At 42.8% G+C, this 18,393-nt stretch carries 17 protein-coding genes; 7 read left to right on the top strand and 10 right to left on the bottom strand.

The window, feature by feature from the left end; translation table 11 throughout:
• Window positions 1–71: 71 nt before the first annotated feature.
• The 6 genes from nagA to ASU00_RS18930 all read left to right on the top strand — a co-directional run bounded on the left by nagA (window position 72) and on the right by ASU00_RS18930 (window position 4,326).
• Window positions 72–1,250 (top strand): N-acetylglucosamine-6-phosphate deacetylase, encoded by a 1,179-nt coding sequence (gene nagA, locus ASU00_RS18955; protein WP_057915035.1) that lies wholly within the window; start codon window positions 72–74, stop codon window positions 1,248–1,250.
• Window positions 1,250–1,984 (top strand): glucosamine-6-phosphate deaminase, encoded by a 735-nt coding sequence (gene nagB / locus ASU00_RS18950; protein ID WP_057915034.1) that lies wholly within the window; start codon window positions 1,250–1,252, stop codon window positions 1,982–1,984. The genes nagA and nagB overlap by 1 nt, the downstream gene beginning before the upstream one ends.
• Before the next feature lie 15 nt (window positions 1,985–1,999).
• Entirely contained in the window at window positions 2,000–2,722 is a 723-nt protein-coding gene (locus ASU00_RS18945) for a GntR family transcriptional regulator (RefSeq protein ID WP_057915033.1), read from the top strand.
• An 80-nt stretch (window positions 2,723–2,802) separates the two neighbouring features.
• Window positions 2,803–3,525, top strand: a complete 723-nt coding sequence (locus tag ASU00_RS18940) for an SIS domain-containing protein (protein ID WP_057915032.1) — start codon at window positions 2,803–2,805, stop codon at window positions 3,523–3,525.
• A 279-nt stretch (window positions 3,526–3,804) separates the two neighbouring features.
• Complete coding sequence (locus tag ASU00_RS18935) at window positions 3,805–4,017, top strand: hypothetical protein (protein WP_057915031.1); 213 nt, start codon at window positions 3,805–3,807, stop codon at window positions 4,015–4,017.
• A gap of 66 nt (window positions 4,018–4,083) precedes the next feature.
• The gene (locus tag ASU00_RS18930; protein WP_057915030.1) at window positions 4,084–4,326 is read left to right on the top strand and encodes a hypothetical protein; all 243 of its coding nucleotides are present in this window, start codon (window positions 4,084–4,086) and stop codon (window positions 4,324–4,326) included.
• Window positions 4,327–4,524: 198 nt separating this feature from the next.
• Here the strand turns inward: ASU00_RS18930 and ASU00_RS18925 are convergent, their stop codons facing one another.
• Together ASU00_RS18925 and ASU00_RS18920 are read right to left on the bottom strand one after the other, a co-directional pair.
• Window positions 4,525–7,641 carry an MMPL family transporter gene (locus tag ASU00_RS18925; RefSeq protein WP_057915029.1) on the bottom strand — a complete coding sequence of 1,039 codons (3,117 nt, stop codon included), beginning with the start codon at window positions 7,639–7,641 and terminating at the stop codon, window positions 4,525–4,527.
• The gene (locus ASU00_RS18920) at window positions 7,642–8,106 is read right to left on the bottom strand and encodes a MarR family winged helix-turn-helix transcriptional regulator (protein ID WP_057915028.1); all 465 of its coding nucleotides are present in this window, start codon (window positions 8,104–8,106) and stop codon (window positions 7,642–7,644) included.
• 169 nt (window positions 8,107–8,275) lie between these two features.
• Here ASU00_RS18920 and ASU00_RS18915 point away from each other — a divergent pair, with 169 nt between their 5' ends.
• Entirely contained in the window at window positions 8,276–8,797 is a 522-nt protein-coding gene (locus ASU00_RS18915; RefSeq protein ID WP_057915027.1) for a hypothetical protein, read from the top strand.
• Between the two features lie 340 nt (window positions 8,798–9,137).
• On the opposite strand, the gene ASU00_RS18910 is transcribed toward ASU00_RS18915, so the two are convergent.
• From ASU00_RS18910 to ASU00_RS18875, 8 genes are all read right to left on the bottom strand, one after another.
• A complete protein-coding gene (locus tag ASU00_RS18910) occupies window positions 9,138–10,211 on the bottom strand; it encodes an ABC transporter substrate-binding protein (RefSeq protein WP_057915026.1) in 1,074 nt (357 codons plus the stop codon).
• Window positions 10,208–11,011, bottom strand: coding sequence for an ABC transporter permease (locus tag ASU00_RS18905; RefSeq protein WP_057915025.1), 804 nt, complete (start codon window positions 11,009–11,011; stop codon window positions 10,208–10,210). The genes ASU00_RS18910 and ASU00_RS18905 overlap by 4 nt, the downstream gene beginning before the upstream one ends.
• Window position 11,012: 1 nt before the next feature.
• Window positions 11,013–11,816, bottom strand: a complete 804-nt coding sequence (locus ASU00_RS18900; RefSeq protein ID WP_057915051.1) for an ABC transporter permease — start codon at window positions 11,814–11,816, stop codon at window positions 11,013–11,015.
• A complete protein-coding gene (locus ASU00_RS18895; RefSeq protein ID WP_057915024.1) occupies window positions 11,806–12,915 on the bottom strand; it encodes an ABC transporter ATP-binding protein in 1,110 nt (369 codons plus the stop codon). The genes ASU00_RS18900 and ASU00_RS18895 overlap by 11 nt, the downstream gene beginning before the upstream one ends.
• A 73-nt stretch (window positions 12,916–12,988) precedes the next feature.
• Entirely contained in the window at window positions 12,989–13,531 is a 543-nt protein-coding gene (locus ASU00_RS18890; protein ID WP_057915023.1) for a helix-turn-helix domain-containing protein, read from the bottom strand.
• A 174-nt stretch (window positions 13,532–13,705) separates the two neighbouring features.
• Window positions 13,706–15,091 carry a protoporphyrinogen oxidase gene (locus ASU00_RS18885; RefSeq protein WP_057915022.1) on the bottom strand — a complete coding sequence of 462 codons (1,386 nt, stop codon included), beginning with the start codon at window positions 15,089–15,091 and terminating at the stop codon, window positions 13,706–13,708.
• Between the two features lie 168 nt (window positions 15,092–15,259).
• Entirely contained in the window at window positions 15,260–15,778 is a 519-nt protein-coding gene (locus tag ASU00_RS18880; RefSeq protein ID WP_057915021.1) for a GNAT family N-acetyltransferase, read from the bottom strand.
• Window positions 15,779–15,898: 120 nt separating this feature from the next.
• A complete protein-coding gene (locus tag ASU00_RS18875) occupies window positions 15,899–17,932 on the bottom strand; it encodes a Na+/H+ antiporter (RefSeq protein ID WP_057915020.1) in 2,034 nt (677 codons plus the stop codon).
• Between the last annotated feature and the right edge of the window lie 461 nt (window positions 17,933–18,393).

Genomic DNA, 18,393 nt, shown 5'->3' with positions numbered 1-18,393 from the left:
ATTAGTGCAAAATATGTGAGACCAATTCGTGACTCTATCCTTACGTTTCACTTTCATAAAGGAGATTATGTATGAAAACATTCATTATTAATAATCTAGTGGTTCATAGCGAAAAGGAAACATACAAAAATGGGTACATTAAAATCGAGGGCGGGCAAATTGCCGAAGTCGGTCCAGCCAGCCAATGTAAACATGATGAGGATGCCGAGGTAATTAACCTTTCATCGGAATATCAGGTAATTCCCGGTGCCATCGATGTTCATATCCACGGCGCGGCCAAAGCCGATGCCATGGACGCCACTAGCGAAGCATTGACAACGATGGCGAAGACCCTTCCCAAAGAAGGGACCACCAGCTTTCTGGCAACCACGATGACCCAATCGGAGGACGCCATCGAAACCGCACTGCTTAACGCGGGTACCTATATTAAAGATCAAAACGACGATCATGCTGAAATAGTCGGAATTCACTTGGAAGGCCCATTCATTTCACCAGCCCGGAAAGGGGCACAGCCTGTTGATTTCATCATCGATCCTAATGTATCGCTTTTCAAGCGTTGGCAGTTGCTTGCCCAGAACCATATCAAGCTTGTAACGCTTGCACCTGAACAACCAAACGGATTAGAGCTTGCGCGACACTTAAAGGAAACAGGCGTCGTTGCCTCCATTGGACATTCCGATGCGACATATGACCAAATAAGTGAAGCAATTGAAGCAGGAACTACACATGTGACACACCTTTATAACGGGATGCGGGGGCTCCATCACCGTGAACCTGGCGTATTGGGCGCGGCTTATCTTCGTGACGAGTTATTCGTGGAACTTATCGCTGACGGCATTCACTGCCGACCGGAAATGGTGAAGTTGGCATTTGATCAAATTACGAGCGATCGCATGATCCTGATAACCGACTCGCTTCGTGCCAAATGGCTTGAAAAGGGCACTTACGACTTGGGCGGCCAAGATGTGTATGTTGATGAAACGAAAGCAACGCTTCCAGATGGGACACTTGCCGGTAGTATATTGAAAATGAACGATGCCATTAAGAATACAATGCAATACACCGGTTGCTCCATGACTGACATTATAAAAATGACGGCAGAAAATCCCGCCAAGCAGCTTCGGATATTTGATAAGAAAGGCAGCATCCGAGTTGGAAAAGACGCGGACCTTGTCATCTTAAATGAAGATTTGGACGTTGAAATGACGTTCTGCAGAGGGAAATTAGCTTATAAAAAGGAGAATGTATAATGAATATCATTAAAGTGCAGGACTACGCAGAAATGAGTCGGACGGCAGGAGAAATAGTTATTGGAAAGGTTAAACAAAATCCACAAATCATTCTTGGCTTGGCAACGGGCGGTACGCCGAAAGGAATGTACGATAGCATGATCGAAGACCATGTCCGTAATCATACATCTTATGAGCAAGCAACATCTTTCAACCTTGACGAATATATCGGTTTAAAGACAAACGATCCGAACAGTTATCATTTTTATATGAATGATTCCTTGTTCAATCATATCGATATCAATAAAGGACAAACCTTCGTTCCAAATGGCACACCGGAGAACACCGATGAAGAATGCAAACGATATGACAAAAGAATCGATTCCTTGGGCGGGATTGACCTCCAAATACTTGGCATCGGACAAAATGGACACATCGGTTTCAATGAGCCTGGAACTTCTTTCACGTCCGGTACGCATGTAGTGACGCTTGAGGACTCAACACGCCAAGCGAATGCCCGTTATTTCGACTCCATTGATGAAGTTCCCACACATGCAATGACGATGGGTATCTCCACAATCATGAAAAGCAAGGAAATCCTCCTGCTGATATCAGGAGAAGAAAAAGCCGAAACCTTGAAGAGGCTGATCGATGGTGAAATTACTGAGGAATTCCCTGCCTCTATCCTAAAAAAACATAATAATGTTACAATTATCGCAGACCAAAAAGCGTTATCCCGAGTGGAAATGCCCTAAAAGGAGCGAACATCGATGATTGATAAAAACTCACCTCTTCCGATTTATTTTCAAATTGAAGAACAAATAAAAAGGCAAATAGAAAACGGTGAGTTCCAAGCGCATAATGCCCTGCCATCTGAGCGTGAATATGCCGAGCAATTCGCAATTAGCCGGATGACCGTGCGCCAAGCGATAAATAATTTGGTTAATGACGGATATCTATATCGACAAAAAGGCCGTGGAACTTTCGTCGCCGATAAAAAATTGGAACAGCAGCTCAATGGGCTGACCAGCTTTACTGAAGATATGAGGGCAAGGGGCCTGAATCCTAGCAGCAGGCTACTTAGCTTCGAAATCATTCCGGCTAATAAGAAAATCGCCAATGAATTGCATATTTCCGTGTATGCCCCCGTTTATGAAATAAAACGGATCAGGTTGGCCGATGATGTTCCCATGGCACTAGAGACGGTGTACATGTCCGCGAATTTAATTAAAGGATTGACGGAAGAAATCATTAACCTTTCGCTTTACCAATATATCGAGAATTACGTTAAACTTAAAATAGACTATGCGACACAAACGTTGGAATCATCGATTGCTTCCGATTTGGAAATCGCCCATTTGGCGATTCCTAAGCATTCGCCCATATTATTCATTCAAAGGAACACGTTCCTTAAAGATGGAACTCCACTTGAATTCGTTAAATCAGCATATCGTGCAGACAGGTATAAGTTCACCATCACCATCACCAGATAACCTGGGTTTTTCCAGTGAATACAAAGCGGACCGATTTTATCACTATAATCTTTGCTAAAGGTAATTGGAGGGTGTCATCTATGAACTCATATTTCGAAGAAGTGCAGGCTTTACTTTCCACTGTTGTAGAAAAGGAAAAGCAATCAATCGATGAAGCTGTGGAAAGAATCGCAGAATCGATTATGTCGGACGGAATCATCCATTTATTCGGAAGTGGCCATTCCCACATTTTGACGGAAGAGGTATTCTACAGATCGGGTGGATTAGCGGCCATCCATCCGATTTTCGTCGAAGATCTAATGCTGTATAAGGGGGCATCAAGATCATCGCAACTTGAACGGCAAAATGACCTATCAGCCAAATTCATGCAGGATGAAGATATCCGTCCTGGTGACGTCTGCATCGTCATTTCATCATCTGGTATCAATCCCGTTCCGATTGATGTCGCTCTTATTGCAAAGGAAAAAGGCGCCTTTGTCATTGGACTAGCATCGCCCGAGTATGCAAACAGTTGTCCTTCACGACATAAACAGAAGCTATATCTCCATGATGTTGTGGATTTGGTCATAGATAATCATGTTTCCAAAGGCGATACATTGCTGAAATCAAACAATATTACCTTCGGGTCTGGATCGACCGTAACAGGCGCCGTGATCCTAAACATCATCTTCACAAAAGTCATTCAAGCGATCATTGATTCAGGAGTGACACCACCTGTATTCCTAAGCGGCAATATCGAAGGGGCCGATGAACACAACCAGCAGCTCATTGCGAAATATAAAACAAGAATTCCCCAACTGTGACTGCGAAAAGGGAATGCATAGTTTTTGTTTCGCTTGTGCCAGTAAAGAATAGATAGCTATATTTATGGACAAAAGGGTTTCGGAGTGGTCTCATTCCGAAACCCTTTTTACATACAATTACACCAAGTCGGCAGATTCTCGTTGAATGGAATCATTCGTGGAAACCACTCTTACCTACTCAAGTTTTACTAGGCAGGTTAGCTCAGGTAGGTAATTATCTCATTCAACTAGAATATGTATATAAAATCAATTAAAACTAACATAAGGTGGATTTAAAAAATGGAAAAAAGAGTTCGATTCGACTTTGAAATCGAGTTTACTAATGGCGGTGGAATTCAAGGGCAGGATTTTCGCCTTGATATTGATGGAGATTACATTTCTGACGAAGCGTTAGCCAAGTATATCGTAGAGGATATGAGGTTGCTAATGGTTGGTGAAGTTAGGATACTTAATAAAGAAGTAATCAATGAAAAGCATAAACGAAAACAATAACCTCCCCCCCCCTTGAGGATTATTTCAATTGCAAGTAAAGGAAGCGTGGGACCAGGAGGATTTTAGATGGAAATACCATCTTGTACTTATAAAAAAGTACAAAAGTATGCATTTAACTATCTCAGTACACATGAACCGTATTCCGATTCTGTAGTTGAATCAAGCGACGTTACAGTTAACCAAAACACTCCATTCTCGTTTTCTAACGACGGAATTTATCTGTTTTTCACAGACTATGAAAAATATGAACCATCATCCTATGATGATGGCAATCCTTTTATTGAAATTCCGAAGTCTGTTTATAAATAGGGTATCCTTTAAGAACGTCGAATTGAATGGAACTACTCCCTCTAGAGTGAATAATGGCTGCAAGCCCTTATAAGTGGCAAGGACTTTTTCGGGCATGAAAAATAGCACCTCCAATTGTTAGATGGTGTCTAACAATTGAAGGCGCAGTTCAAGTTTGTCTACAAACTGAAGGCATCCATTAGGATGCTTTCCTTTATTTTATTCCTTGTTTTTCAAAAATGGCCACCAATTCGCCTTTCCAAACGTTGAAACCATTACTGGAATGAACAACGGCAAGATGACAAATGCATATAAACCGAGACCGACCAATATTAACGTGGCAATCTCCAAGAGTGATAAAACACCAGCCGGCATCATCGCAGCAAATGTCCCGCCTAGAATGACAGCCGCAGAGATGATTACGGTTCCCATTTTTCTCATCGACAGCAGCATCGCTTCCTTCACCGGTTTATCTTTCATTTCGTTAAAGCGATCCATCAGGAAAATGCTATAGTCAATGCCCAGAGCAATCAGGATGACGAAGGCAAAGAAAGGAACGGCCCAGCCGATGCCTGCATAACCAAGAATATTAACGAAAATCAACTCTGTTATGGCTGCCGCTGTGTAGTAAGTCAAGACGAGCGACACAATCAGGTAAATCGGCATGACGAGCGATCGCAGCATGAAAAATAGGATGATTGCGATGCCCGACAACATCAAAACGACGGTACGTGAGAAATCCTCCTCAGACATCATGCTCAAATCGTTATGCGTACTTGTGATTCCCCCTATTGCCACTTGTGCATTTTCAAGCTTTGTATCTTTCGTTACTCTTTTAATGGTAGAATCGATTGAGTCGATTTGTTCAATCGCTTCATTGGAATATGGATTCTCCTTGAAGACCACATCCATTGTCATGACTTTACCGTCTTCAGATAAATACGCATTCAACGCTTCCCCAAATTCTTCGCTTTCAACCACTTCTTTAGGAATGTACATGCCCGTTACCGTCTTATCCGTTTTTGCTAATCCTGATAAATAACCCTGTGCAGACGATAATCCATCATGGACTTCATTCAGGCCATCTGCACTTTGATTCAAACCATCTTCTAGATCGGTAAGCTGCCCTCCTAAGCTTGAAAAACCATTGAGGAGTTCTTGCTGCCCATTGTTCAGGCTAGTAAGACCACCCTTGAATTGTGACAGATTATTAATAACTTCACCCTGACCATTGGCCATCGTGCTTAGACCTTTTTGTAAGTCATCCACGCCTGAAATCAATTGGGTCAGCCCGCTCCCTAGAGCTTTCTGTCCGTTTACGATTCCTGCCATATTTTCGTTTGCAGTATTCAGTCCGCCTGATACTATTCCAAGATTTCTATTAAGCTCGGAAAGTCCTGCTGACATCGGCTCCAAGCCACTCTGTGCCCCTTGTACGGTTTGTTTGATTTTTTGAAAGGATGCATCTGCCTGTAATTCCGGATGTGCACCTTCCACTTGCTCAAAGGAAGGATTCAAACCAGCCAGACTTTGTGACACAGCCGTCAGATTCGTTTGAATCTGTTTGTAACCACTTGTCAGCTCAGTTAGACCATTAGCTGATTGCCGATAGCCTCCCAGGAGCTTTTCACTGCCGGCAGCCAGTTTCTCCAAATTGGCCTTCACTCCATTCAGACCGGCTTTAATATCACCTGTGCCTGAAGAACCGTCACGAATTCCTGTTTCAATGCTCGTTAACGCTTTCTCTACCTGACCTACGCCGCTCTTTAACTCATCGGTGCCGGAAATGAGCCCCCCTATTCCGTCCGTCGCTTGCTTCAAGCGCGGTCCGGAATCGGAGAGTTCGCTGCCCGCCGTTTTCAACCCGTCACTGATTTGTTTAATGCCTTCATTTCCTTCCCCAATTCCTTTTTCCAAAGTTTCTGCCTGATTGGAGACAAATAGGTCCTTAATGGGCTCACCTGCCGGGCGGGTCATGGATCGGACTAAATCGACTTCATCGACCTTGGCCACTTCCTGACCGATTTTTTCTGCGAGAGCGACGTATTCCTCCGAGTCCATCCTTTCGTCATTTTTTATGACGATCTGTGTTGGCATCGACTGTCCCGGTCCGAATTCATCGGAAATGATATTAAATGCCATGATTGAAGGAACATCATCGCCCGCTTCCTCCAGGGAGTTATAGGAAATGTCTCCATCATACATGACCAAAAAAGGCACGCAGATGATTGCAACAATCATTAGCGCCAAAAATGGACGTTTCATGGAGAAGGTACCAAGCCCCCCCCATAATTTACTTTCACTATGCTCAAGCTTACCTTTTGCAGGCCAAAACAGCCTTTTTCCTAGAACCGCCATGAAAAATGGCACGATCGTATAAAGGGCAAGCATTAATATGAAAACCCCGATAGCAACGGCAGCAGCAGATTGATACAGCTTAAAAGTGGAGAAACCAATTGCCGCAAAGCCAATCATTACGGTCAGTCCGCTGAAGAAAACCGTCTTGCCAGCAGTTCGGTATGTCTCCACGATCGCTTCGACCAATGACTCCTGTGCAGACAACTCCTCCTTGAACCGACTAAGCAGCAAAATGCAATAATCGGTGCCGATTCCAAATAAAATGCCGACAAGGAATATTTGCGTATACGATGAAATCGGAAAATCCCATCGATCGACGAGAAATGAAACGATGGATTGTGAACATAAATACGTAAAACCTACGGTGATTAATGGAATGATCGGAGTCACCACCGACCGGAAGACGATCAGCAACACGGCCAAAATGAAGACAACCGTAATGCCTTCGGTTTTTTTCAGCCCTTCTTGGGAATTGACATTAAGATCTTCATCAATCATCCAGCTGCTTGTGTAATAATGCTCGATATCCACCTGTTCCAGTTCCTTATAAAGGGCATCGATCACTTCCTTGGCTTCCCTGTCCCCCAAGGCCATCGTGATGGATATCAAAATCGTCGAACCATCCTCCGAAACCAACTGGTCTCTTAGCGAGTTCTCCTTAAAATGAGTCATGATTTCAGTGATGCCAAGCTCGGATTTATCCTTTTCCAGCTTTTCGACGGCAAGCTGGATTTCCTTCATTTCCGTAGTTGACAGCTTTTTATCACCATGAAATACGAGAGCTACCTGGGACTCATCTTCATCTTGTATCTCTTTCATGAGTTCATTGGCTTTTCCAGAGGAATACTCTGCCGGAACATCAAGCTGGCCTTTATCCCGGACAAGGTTTGCGATATTCGGAGCCGAAAACAGTAAACCAGCTGTAATGGCCACCCAGATGATTAGGACTAACCACCTTCCCTTTATTATCCCTCTCATTTACATTTCCTCCTGTTTCCCATTTTTCATTTGAATGAATATTTGTGACAGCTTCTCATATGTATCGAGGAACCTAACAATCTCTTCATATTCGAAATTCGTCATGATACTCTCCACCAATTTATGAATCTTATGTTCCGTTTCCCGCAACAATTCCGCTCCCTCTTTGGAAAGCTTCAGGTGAAAGACCCTCCGGTCGCTCCGGTCCTGTTGCCGTTCAATCAACCCTTTGCCTTCAAGCCTGTTGATGTTGGAGGTGACGGCACTTTTATTTATATAAAAGGCCTCGCTGATTTCCGTCGAGGTGCATAATCCCTGTTGCGCAATAAACCGTAAAGTATAGTATTGTTCGTTCGTCAGCACATCACAAATCTGATCTTTTATTAAAAGCTCCCCCATTTTATTCACGTAAAAGGAAACTTTCATATACCGGTCAATCAAAAGGGAAATTTTTTCATTATTCATCTTTACACCTCTCAAAAATTAGTTCAATCACTTAACTATATGTAGCTTACTACCATTTTATTTATTATGTCAATCGTATGACAGTTTATTTTTTCCAGTTTAACTTATGGTAAATAAGGGAAATGAAATGGTAAGCAAACAATCTACTATTCTTAAGGAGGAAATACTAATGACTCAATCGACGATCGAAACTCAACCGAATAGCAAACTATTAAAAGGCATTCTTATTGGAGGACTTGTTGGCGGCGCTTTGACTTTGCTTGACTCCACTACAAGAAATAAAGTAAAGCGTTCTGCCATCCTTTTAAAAGATAACTCCATGAATATGATTGAACAGGTAAAGGAAAATCCCGGCGAAATGAAGGAACAGATGGTGTCTGGAGTCAAAGGGGCAACAGAGACGATTAAAGAGGCAATCAATGACGTTGAAAACTTATATGAGAACGTCAATGAAGATGTGATAGGCAAAGTATCCGAGGTAAAGGATATCTCCACTAACGCCCTTGGGACAGCAAAGGAAGCAACAAGCGAATTAAAAGACATCAGTTCAAAAGTGGTCGTTGCTGGTAAACAGCTGAAAGAAACACCATCACAATCATTGAAGCCCAATAAAAAAGGTGAAAAAGATAGTGATGAAATTGTAACAAAATCAGAACTATCCAATCAAAAATCAATTTCATCAAACTTCTAATAACAAACAAACTGTAAAAACACATCAGCTTTCAAACTATAGACAAACTCGCCTATAAGGGAGTTTGTCTATAGTTTTTTAGGTCATGTTTCAATACGCTCTACATTATTGAAGATGGAATCTCCACTGCCCACATTATTTTGTTAGGACTTTGACTTTCCTTTCAACTTCATCCGCGCGCGAAATCGGTGGCCCTCCTCGGGTTCAATAGCGCCTTCGGGATGTCCCTTGGATTCGCATTCCTAAACGGGAGTCTTGTACCTTTCGGATTTCCCACGTTAGCATACGAAAAAAGCATGGTGTAATGGGAAATCTCCTTTACACCATGCTTTTTCATTTGTTATTTACGATGCATCTTAAATTCGAGGAAAAGCTCATTGTAGCGTGCCAAGTTTTTCTTCCCGAGGTTTTCATACACTTCAAGCTTCTCTGTCAGTTCTGGTGATGGATAGAAACGTTCATCCCTCACCACTTCTTTTGGCATATATTTCAGCGCTGTTTTATTAGGTGTCGAGTAGCTTACATATTCAGCATTCTGTGCCGCCACTTCCGGGTCAAGCATGAAGTTGATGAACTGGTGGGCCGCATCGACATTTTTGGTCGTTCTCGGGATGACCATATTATCAAACCAAAGATTCGACCCCTCTTTTGGAACCACATATTCGAGATCTTCATTTTCAGCCATGATTTCGGAAGCCACTCCAGACCAGACAAGGCCAATTGACGCTTCCTGGGATTCCAATAGCATACGGCTTTCATCCCCAACAATCGCTTTAATGTTAGGAGTAAGCGCATCGAGCTTGGACTTCGCCTCTTGAAGGTGAGCCTCGTCGGTATCATTCAATGAGTAGTTCAAGGAGTTCAGCCCCATACCCATGACTTCCCTGGCTCCATCCGTCAAGAGGATTTCATTTCTCAGATCCTTATCCCAAAGATCTGCCCAGGACGTTATCTTTTTGCCGCCGAGCATCTTGGAATTGTAAACAATGCCAACGGTCCCCCAGAAATAAGGAACCGAATATTTATTCCCTGGATCGAATGGCAAATCGATGAATCGTCCGTCAATATGTTTCAAGTTTGGAAGCTTGGAATGATCCAAGGGGACCAATAAGTCCTCTTGGCGCATCTTATCAATCATGTACTCAGACGGAATGGCTATATCATAAGTTGTACCGCCCTGTTCGATTTTGGTCATCATCGCCTCATTGGAATCGAACGTCTCATAAATGACCTTTATGCCCGTTTCTTCTTCAAAACGGTCGATTAAATCCGTATCGATATAATCGCCCCAATTATAGATGGTCAGCGTATTGCTGCTCGTAAAACCTTGCGAAGAATTCAATCTGGATATCGCATATAATAGCAAAGCGGATACAATGGTAATGACTAAAAGCAATTGGACAAGCTTTTTCATCGTTTCCCCCCCATTCCCGTCTGCCTAACACGCTGGGTGATGAAGTAGTAAACGATAACCAACAGCAATGTCACGACAAACAGCAGAGTCGATAACGCATTGATATTCAAAGAAATCCCGCGGCGGGCCAAAGAATAGATTTCAACGGAAAGAGTCGAAAACCCATTACCGGTCACAAAGAACGTCACCGCAAAATCATCAAGTGAATACGTCAATGCCATAAAAAACCCGGCAAAAATACCTGGCAAAATATACGGTAGGACGACCTTCGTCAATACATCCCACCGGCTTGCCCCTAAATCGCGGGCCGCATCGATCAGGGTTGGGCTCATCTCCTGAAGCTTTGGCAGGACCAGCAGAACAACGATTGGAATGCTGAAGGCGATATGCGACAGAAGAACCGAGTAGAATCCAAGTTTGATTCCTGCCATCGTGAATAGAATCAGGAAGGAAGCACCGATGATAACATCAGGACTGACTATCAATACGTTATTCAGTGACAGTACCGTATTCTTTGCCTTACTGCTCGTAAAGGACCGAATTCCAATCGCTCCAATCACCCCGATGACCGTAGCGATCAATGCAGATAATAACGCAATCACAAGTGTATTCAATACGATGATCAGCAACCTTGTATCTTTGAACAGCTCCTTGTACCAATCCATGGTGAATCCTTTAAAGTCATACATCGTTCCACCGCTGTTAAACGAATAGAACACTAAAAAGAATATCGGTGCATAGAGTATGAGAAAAATCAAAACGAGAAACGCCTTAGATAATGGCGATAATTTATTGCCCAATTTACACACCCTGCTTTCGGTTACCCGTTACAAACATAATCAGGAACATGATAATAATCAAAAACACAGCAATCGTCGAGCCCATTCCCCAATCCTGAGTCACGAGAAAATGCTGTTCAATCGCCGTACCAAGCGTAATGACACGGTTACCGGCAATCAACCTTGTAAGCATGAACAATGATAGTGCCGGGATGAAGACAACCTGGCATCCGGTCTTTACACCATCTATCGTCAATGGAAATATGACGCGGCGAAATGTCATCCACCGGGATGCACCAAGGTCATTGGCCGCATCCATTAGGGTTGGATTCAGTTTATCCAGCGCATTGAAGATCGGCAGGATCATGAAGGGGATAAAGATATAAACCGACACGAATATGAAGCTAAAATCCGTAAAAAGAATTTGCTGACTGCCGATGCCAATTACCTCTAGAAAACCATTCGCCACACCATATGTGCCAAAAATCCCAATGAATGCATAAGCTTTCAAAAGTAAATTGATCCAGGAAGGGACGATGATCAGCAAAAGCCACAGCTGCTTATGCTTGGTTTTCGTTAACAAAAAAGCGGTCGGGTACGCCACCAAAAGTGATATTCCCGTAATCAGGAATGCATACCAAAATGAGCTTAGTGTCATTTTCAAATAAACGGGTGTAAAGAACTTCTGATAATTCACTAAGGACAAATTTCCTTCAATGTCAAAGAAGGAATAGTAAAGGATCAACAAAATGGGTGCGATCACGAATAGTGCGATCCATAACACATAAGGTATGAAGAATATATTTTTCGATAGGTTATTCCGCATGGCTTTCTCCATCATGATACGCTTCCAGACGCTTATCGAATTCTTCTTCAGTCTCGCCCAAGCGCATGACATGGATAGCTTCCGGGTCGAAGTATAGACCTATTTCATCGCCAACTGTCGCCTTTTTGGTCGATTGGACGAGCCATTCATTTCCATCATGGTCATAGCAGCTGATTTCATAATGAACACCACGGAATAGCTGGGAATCGACCCGAACTTGAAGCTTCCCGCGATTTGTGGAAGTGATTTCTAAATCCTCCGGACGAATGACTATATCGACAGCTTCATTCCTGTTCAATCCCTGGTCTACACATTCGAACTGCTTACCTACGAATTCGACTAGATAATCTTCGACCATTTTACCTTTTACAATATTGGACTCACCAATGAAATCGGCCACGAATCGATTCAGCGGTTCATCATAAATATCCGTAGGAGTCCCGCTTTGCTGGATTTTCCCTTTGTTAAGGACAAAGATCTCGTCGGACATCGCCAACGCCTCTTCTTGGTCATGTGTAACGAAGATAAACGTAATTCCCAGTCTCTGTTGCAGCTCGCGCAATTCATATTGCATTTCAGTACGCAGCTTCAAATCAAGGGCAGATAGCGGCTCATCCAGAAGGATGACCTCCGGTTCATTTACAATCGCCCTGGCAATTGCAACCCGCTGCCTTTGACCGCCGGACATTTCCCTGATCTCCCGTTTCTCATAGCCATCCAAATTGACAAAACTGAGAGCTTCCTTCACCTTTGTTTCCACTTCCGAGTTTTTCATTTTTTTGATCCTCAAACCGAAGGCCACATTTTCAAACACATTCAGATGGGGAAAAAGGGCATAATCTTGAAAAACCGTATTCACCTGTCTTTTATTGGCTGGTACATTATTGATCTTTTTTCCTTCAAAGTAAATATCGCCTTTGGAAGCTTCCGTAAAACCGGCAATCAAGCGGAGGATCGTTGTCTTCCCACAGCCTGAAGGACCGAGGAGCGTATAGAACTTTCCTCTCTCGATTTCAAAACTCACATTATCGAGAACTACCGTATCATCATCAAATTGCTTCGTTACCTGCTCGAAGCGGATTATATTCTCGTTTGCCATAACTGCTCCCCTCTTTCCATTACCTTACTTATCTATCTTTACCCTAAACGAACGGTTGCATTTGTTAAAAAGTCTATAAATATGATTTCGTCACGACGAGTAATAACTCGGAAGGACCTTCAAAATCGTTGATGATTTGATGTTCTTCAGAAGCATGGAAATAAATCGATTGTCCCGAATCGGCGACATAAGTATTCGTGCCAAGCTTTACAACGACTCTTCCACTTAATACATAACCGAATGTTTCCGATAGAGATGGCTCAAATTGTTTAAATTCACTTTTCTCCTGAAGAGTCAGTCGAATTGGCTCCATTTCCTTTTCATTCGATTCGGGCACTAGCCACTGGATTTGATAGCCTCGTTCCTCGTCGATAAAAAAAGTATGGGCTTCTTCTTCATACACCACTTTTGGGACTTGCTCCTCTTCATCGAAGAACTGGGTCGGCTTGCAGCCAAGCACTTCTAAAATATGGAAAAGCGTTTCAATTGAAGGGGAACTTAAATCTCTTTCCAATTGCGAAATATATCCTTTGCTTAAGTCCGTTCTTTCCCCCAATTCCTCTTGGGTCAACCCCTTTTTCAAGCGAAGGTTCTTAATTTTCTTTCCAATTTGCATCATAATACCCTCAATCGGTTTACTTATAGTAAACCTACAGTCATTAAAGTTTTGTATAAGTAAACTTCCAGTTTAATTTAACGAACTTTATTATACAGGAAATATAAGAAACTTCAATCGGAAATTCAGTGCAAAAAAAAAAGGGACTGCCATTCATTCCTGGCAGCCCTTCATTTACAACTTCTCAAATATCGCTTGTGCTTTCTTTTCCCCATCCGCTATACAGTCTGGTATACCGACACCATTGTATGAACAGCCCGCAAGCAAAACATTCGGATAATCCTTGGCCATTTTCGTCTCCAAGGATTGAACGATCTGAGGATGCTTCATATGGTAGTTCGGCATATTTTCATGCCATTTAGTCACTTCACTCGTTATTGGCGTCCCGGAAATAGCCAAACTATTTTTAATGTCCTGTAAGGCCACTTCAATTAACTCATGTTTTGTAAGGGACCGTAATCGTTCATAGTCAGGGCTTGAGCTTTTATAGAAGAGTCTTATTAAGAGTTGACTGTTTTCTGACGTATGTTCCCATTTCCGGCTCGTCCAGGTACAGGCATTACATATCAAATCGCTGTTATCACCAGCGATGAAGCCAGTCCCATCCTTAGGAAGCATGCTGTCCGGTATATCGAAGCCTAGATAAATGCTGATCATCGAGCTATCAATCAAGCCAGCAAAGTCTTGATCGAGTTCCTGATCGCCCAATAGTTTCCGGGCAACCGTATGCGGCGCACTCAATACGATGAAATCCGTCTCAAGCTTTTCCCCATTTTCCAAGGAGATGATATACCCTGTACCTTCCTTGTTTATTTTTGTCGCTTTGACCCCTTTTATGATTTCCACCATCTCAAGGCTTTCCTCCATACGATCAATCAGGACCGACAAGCCGTCTTTGAATGAAAGGAACTTCTTATTTCCTTTGCTTTCGTATTTTTGCTTATTTTCCGAAAGACCACGGATGATGCTGCCATAATCATTTTTATAATCAAGCATCTCTGGAAGCGTTTTTGCGATGGTCAATTCATTGAGTTTCCCTGAATAAACACCCGATAGGACAGGGGATATCTGTTTTTGCACCAATTCCTTGCCTAAGAAGGTTTCAAGAAATAACCCGATTGAGTCATTTTTCGTAAACGTCTCATTTTTTGTATAAAAATCCTTCAGGGCATCGACCTTGCCTTGTGCAGAGACCAGTTCACTTTTCGCCAATGACTCCAGGCTCATTGGGATTCCGAATAATGCATCTTCAGGAATTTTCTTTAATACGCCATCCGTATGGATAAATGATTTCCCCGTCGCATTATAAACTACTTGATCCTCTAGGCCCAACTCCTTGAGAAATGGCTTTATATTCTGCTTCCTCGCTACGATGGAATCGGCCCCGGCCTCTATTTTAAATGGACCGTCATGGACTGTCCTGATTTTACCGCCCAATTTTTCATTGCCTTCTATTAAAATTAATCGTACGGACTGATTGTTCGATTTAACTGCTTGTTGTAAGTGATACATCGTTGATAAACCGGTAACGCCCCCACCTACGACTACGACTGTTTTCATTTAGGACTACACCTCGATTAAACGAATTTTGCACTAAGTAAAGTGTACCATAATGGAGCCGAATAATTAAAAATGGCCACTCCAATCGGCCATTTTCCTAAGAAGGCATGTAACAATTTGGACAAAGAAAATGACTTTCCCCGTTTTCGGTAAAGTCAAGTTCATTCCTTATTCCAAATCCGTATCCAACCCACTCAATCGATACTCCATGATTTGCATCCAGCCGCTTCTGCCCTCCTTTTGGACCCCTGTATCCCAATATCCCGATTTCAGATAAAGGGTTTTCGCAATATCATTCTTTTCATCCACTGCCAAAATAAGCGATTCCTTGTCCGGAAAAATCCTGTTTGCGAATTGCGGAAGGATTTGCAAAGCTTTCTTCGCAATTCCTCTTCCTTGGTATCTTCGATCAATCAATAATCCACGCAGCAATATCGCTTTCTTATCAGTGGTGTAGGGGCTAATGTTATCGCCGACATGTAAAACGAAAAAGCCTACAGGTATTCCACCTGCCACGATAACGAAGGGATGCCTATCTCTATCTTCTTGGCAGTATTTCAATGATTCTTCTGGCAGCGCAGAAAAAAGGGTTTGTGTATCAGGCAAGAAAAACTGTGACAAAAAGTGTTGATGTTCTTGTACATAAGGGGTTAATGTGATGTCGATTATCTGATCATCCTGTTTCACTGAAAGCCCACTCCTCCATTTTTGGTTACTTTATTCATTCGATGCATACGGAAGCAATTCCTCCATAAACCAACCAAAGAAGCGCCGCCGATTTCCTCGGCAGCGCTTCTTACATCTTATTCAATATGTGTTTTCATTGATCGTCAGTGCTTCACGCAAATTGATTTGCCTGCGAAGTATGTTGGCAATTTCCCGGGAAATTTGTCGTTTTTCAAACATATCCTGCACTTCATCCCGTTCTGCCTGAATCGCTTTATAAAATAGCTCTCTTTCATACTCAACCATTTTACTAGGAACCCTATTTCTATTATCCCGCTTGCATTTCAGAATCAGCACTTTATATTCTTCAATGATCATCGAGGACGTCTCATGGTTTTCGGCGTTAAGTCCAGCTTGAATCTCTTGAATGGCAGCTTTATACATCCTGATTTTAAGGTCCCTCACCTTTTCCAGCCGTTCGATATTGAATCTTTTTATTTCATTTTTATTTGGGAAGAATAATTTGAAGATCCTCAACATGCTTCTCTTGAAAAGTGTTACTGATCTTAAAAGGCGGAATTTCATCAGGTTAGTGACCGCGCCCTCCATCCGTTGGATATATTCCATGCATATAAATGCCGTTTCTTTATCCACTTTCTCATCCTTGATAAGCTTATCCAGGAATCTTTGCTCTGCCTCAAGGGCCTTGAAACGAAGAACCTTTTCCTCTTCTCTTAATGCAGCCGGCTCTTTCTCTTGTTCTACATAAGAAAGTGTATTGATTTTCGTATGATATTTCGAAATGATCGATAACGCCGCTTCTCGGTTTTCATCCGTCATATGCGATTCTAAAACCTTGATCGCCGCTTGATGTGTATGAATCGCAGCCGCTTTCGTTTTGTCGGCCTGCTTATCCACGACATCCTCTTCGTCTGTCCGTGCTACAATCGGCAGAAACACACTTGCGACAACCAATGTCAGCAATATGACCCCTGCTGCAATGAAGATGATCAACGAACGCTCCGGGAAAGGAGTTCCATCTGCCAATACATAAGGAATCGAGAATGAACCCGCTAACGTTACCGCTCCCCGAACTCCGGAAATGGTAATGATTCCGGCCGCCTTCATATCTGGTTTTTGGGCACCTGCCTTTTTCGTGATCCAACCGATCGACCAGGCAGCCATGAGCCAAATGAATCGTAAAACGAAGAGGAAAAGCGTGATGACCACGATATAAATAATCACCTGTCCATTATTGAAAGCTGGATCTTCGAATATGGTTTGCGCCACGCTTGGGATTTGCAAGCCCAATAATACGAAAACAAGTCCATTCAGTACATAAAGGATGACAGACCAAGTGCTTTTGGAAACAACCTGCAGCTCCACCGTCGGTGATATTTCCCGATCACGTTCAATGGCATGGACAATCCCCCCGGCGACAACCGCTAAAATACCAGAAAGGTGAAAATGCTCCACAGCGAGGAAAATAATAAAAGGAGTCAGGATTTGGATCAGCATGTGCATCGTTACATCTTCCATACCTAAGCGGCGAAGAAACACACGCAGTCTAATAATGATGAAGGCAATAAGTGCGCCACCTACAAAACCGCCGATCGCAATCCATATGAAGCTAAACGTTGCATCGACCAAGGAGAAAACACCCGTGACTGTAGCTGCAACAGCGAATTTAAATGCGACAAGGCCCGATGCATCATTCATTAGCCCTTCCCCTTCAAGAAGATGCAGGATGCTCTTCGGCAGCTTAACACGGCTTGCCATCGCGCTTACCGCCACTACATCCGTAGGTGACAAAATCGCAGCTAAAGCAAAGGCAGCTGGCAAAGGAATCGAAGGGATCAACCAGTTAATTAAATAACCGCCTGACCAAACCGTTATGAATACGAGGCCTAATGCAAGCATGAGAATAGGCGCCCTCAGCTTCCAAAGCGCTGTACGAGGCACGTTCTTCCCATCATTGAATAACAGGGGTGCGATGAACAACAGTAAAAACAGCTCTGTCTCCAACTCGACATGGATACCAAAGGGTAAAACCTCAAGTAAAACCCCCAGTCCAATTTGAATTAATGGTACAGGTATAAAGGGGATAAAATGGTTAATTACATTAGACATTCCAATCAATATTAGAAGGGCCAATATAATAAGAAAAAACTCCATACAAACATCTAACATCCTCTCACATCTTATTTCATACCTATAAGCGTAACATATTTAAAGCCATTCAATCATGCATTTACTATTCTTGCCTAGAAGCCCCCTGAATAAAGATGCCTTTTAGCTGCTTGATCCTTCCTCAGCAAAATCAGGGAAATGGCGACATTCACACCACCTAAATCTCGGTATTTATCCTGACGGAGTTCACTCATACAGTGTTCGAGCTGAATTAAAGTGGATGCTGGTCAGGTCGAATTACGGAGCGTTCAGGCCGAATTATTCGGTTTTAGGTTGAATTATAGGGTGTTCAGGTCGAATTATTACGATACTGGACATTTTTATAGTAGCTATACTCAGTAGGACGTATTATTATGGCTATCGACCGAAAAAGCTGATCAGGCAGCATTAACGTTGGCCTAATCAGCTTTTTAACATTCATGATTTGATGTGTTCAATACCCAATA

Origin of the sequence: Peribacillus muralis (assembly GCF_001439925.1) — a bacterium.
GTDB lineage: Bacteria > Bacillota > Bacilli > Bacillales > DSM-1321 > Peribacillus > Peribacillus muralis.
Note: the sequence above shows the minus strand (reverse complement) of the source record. Positions and strands in the feature narration are given on the sequence as shown.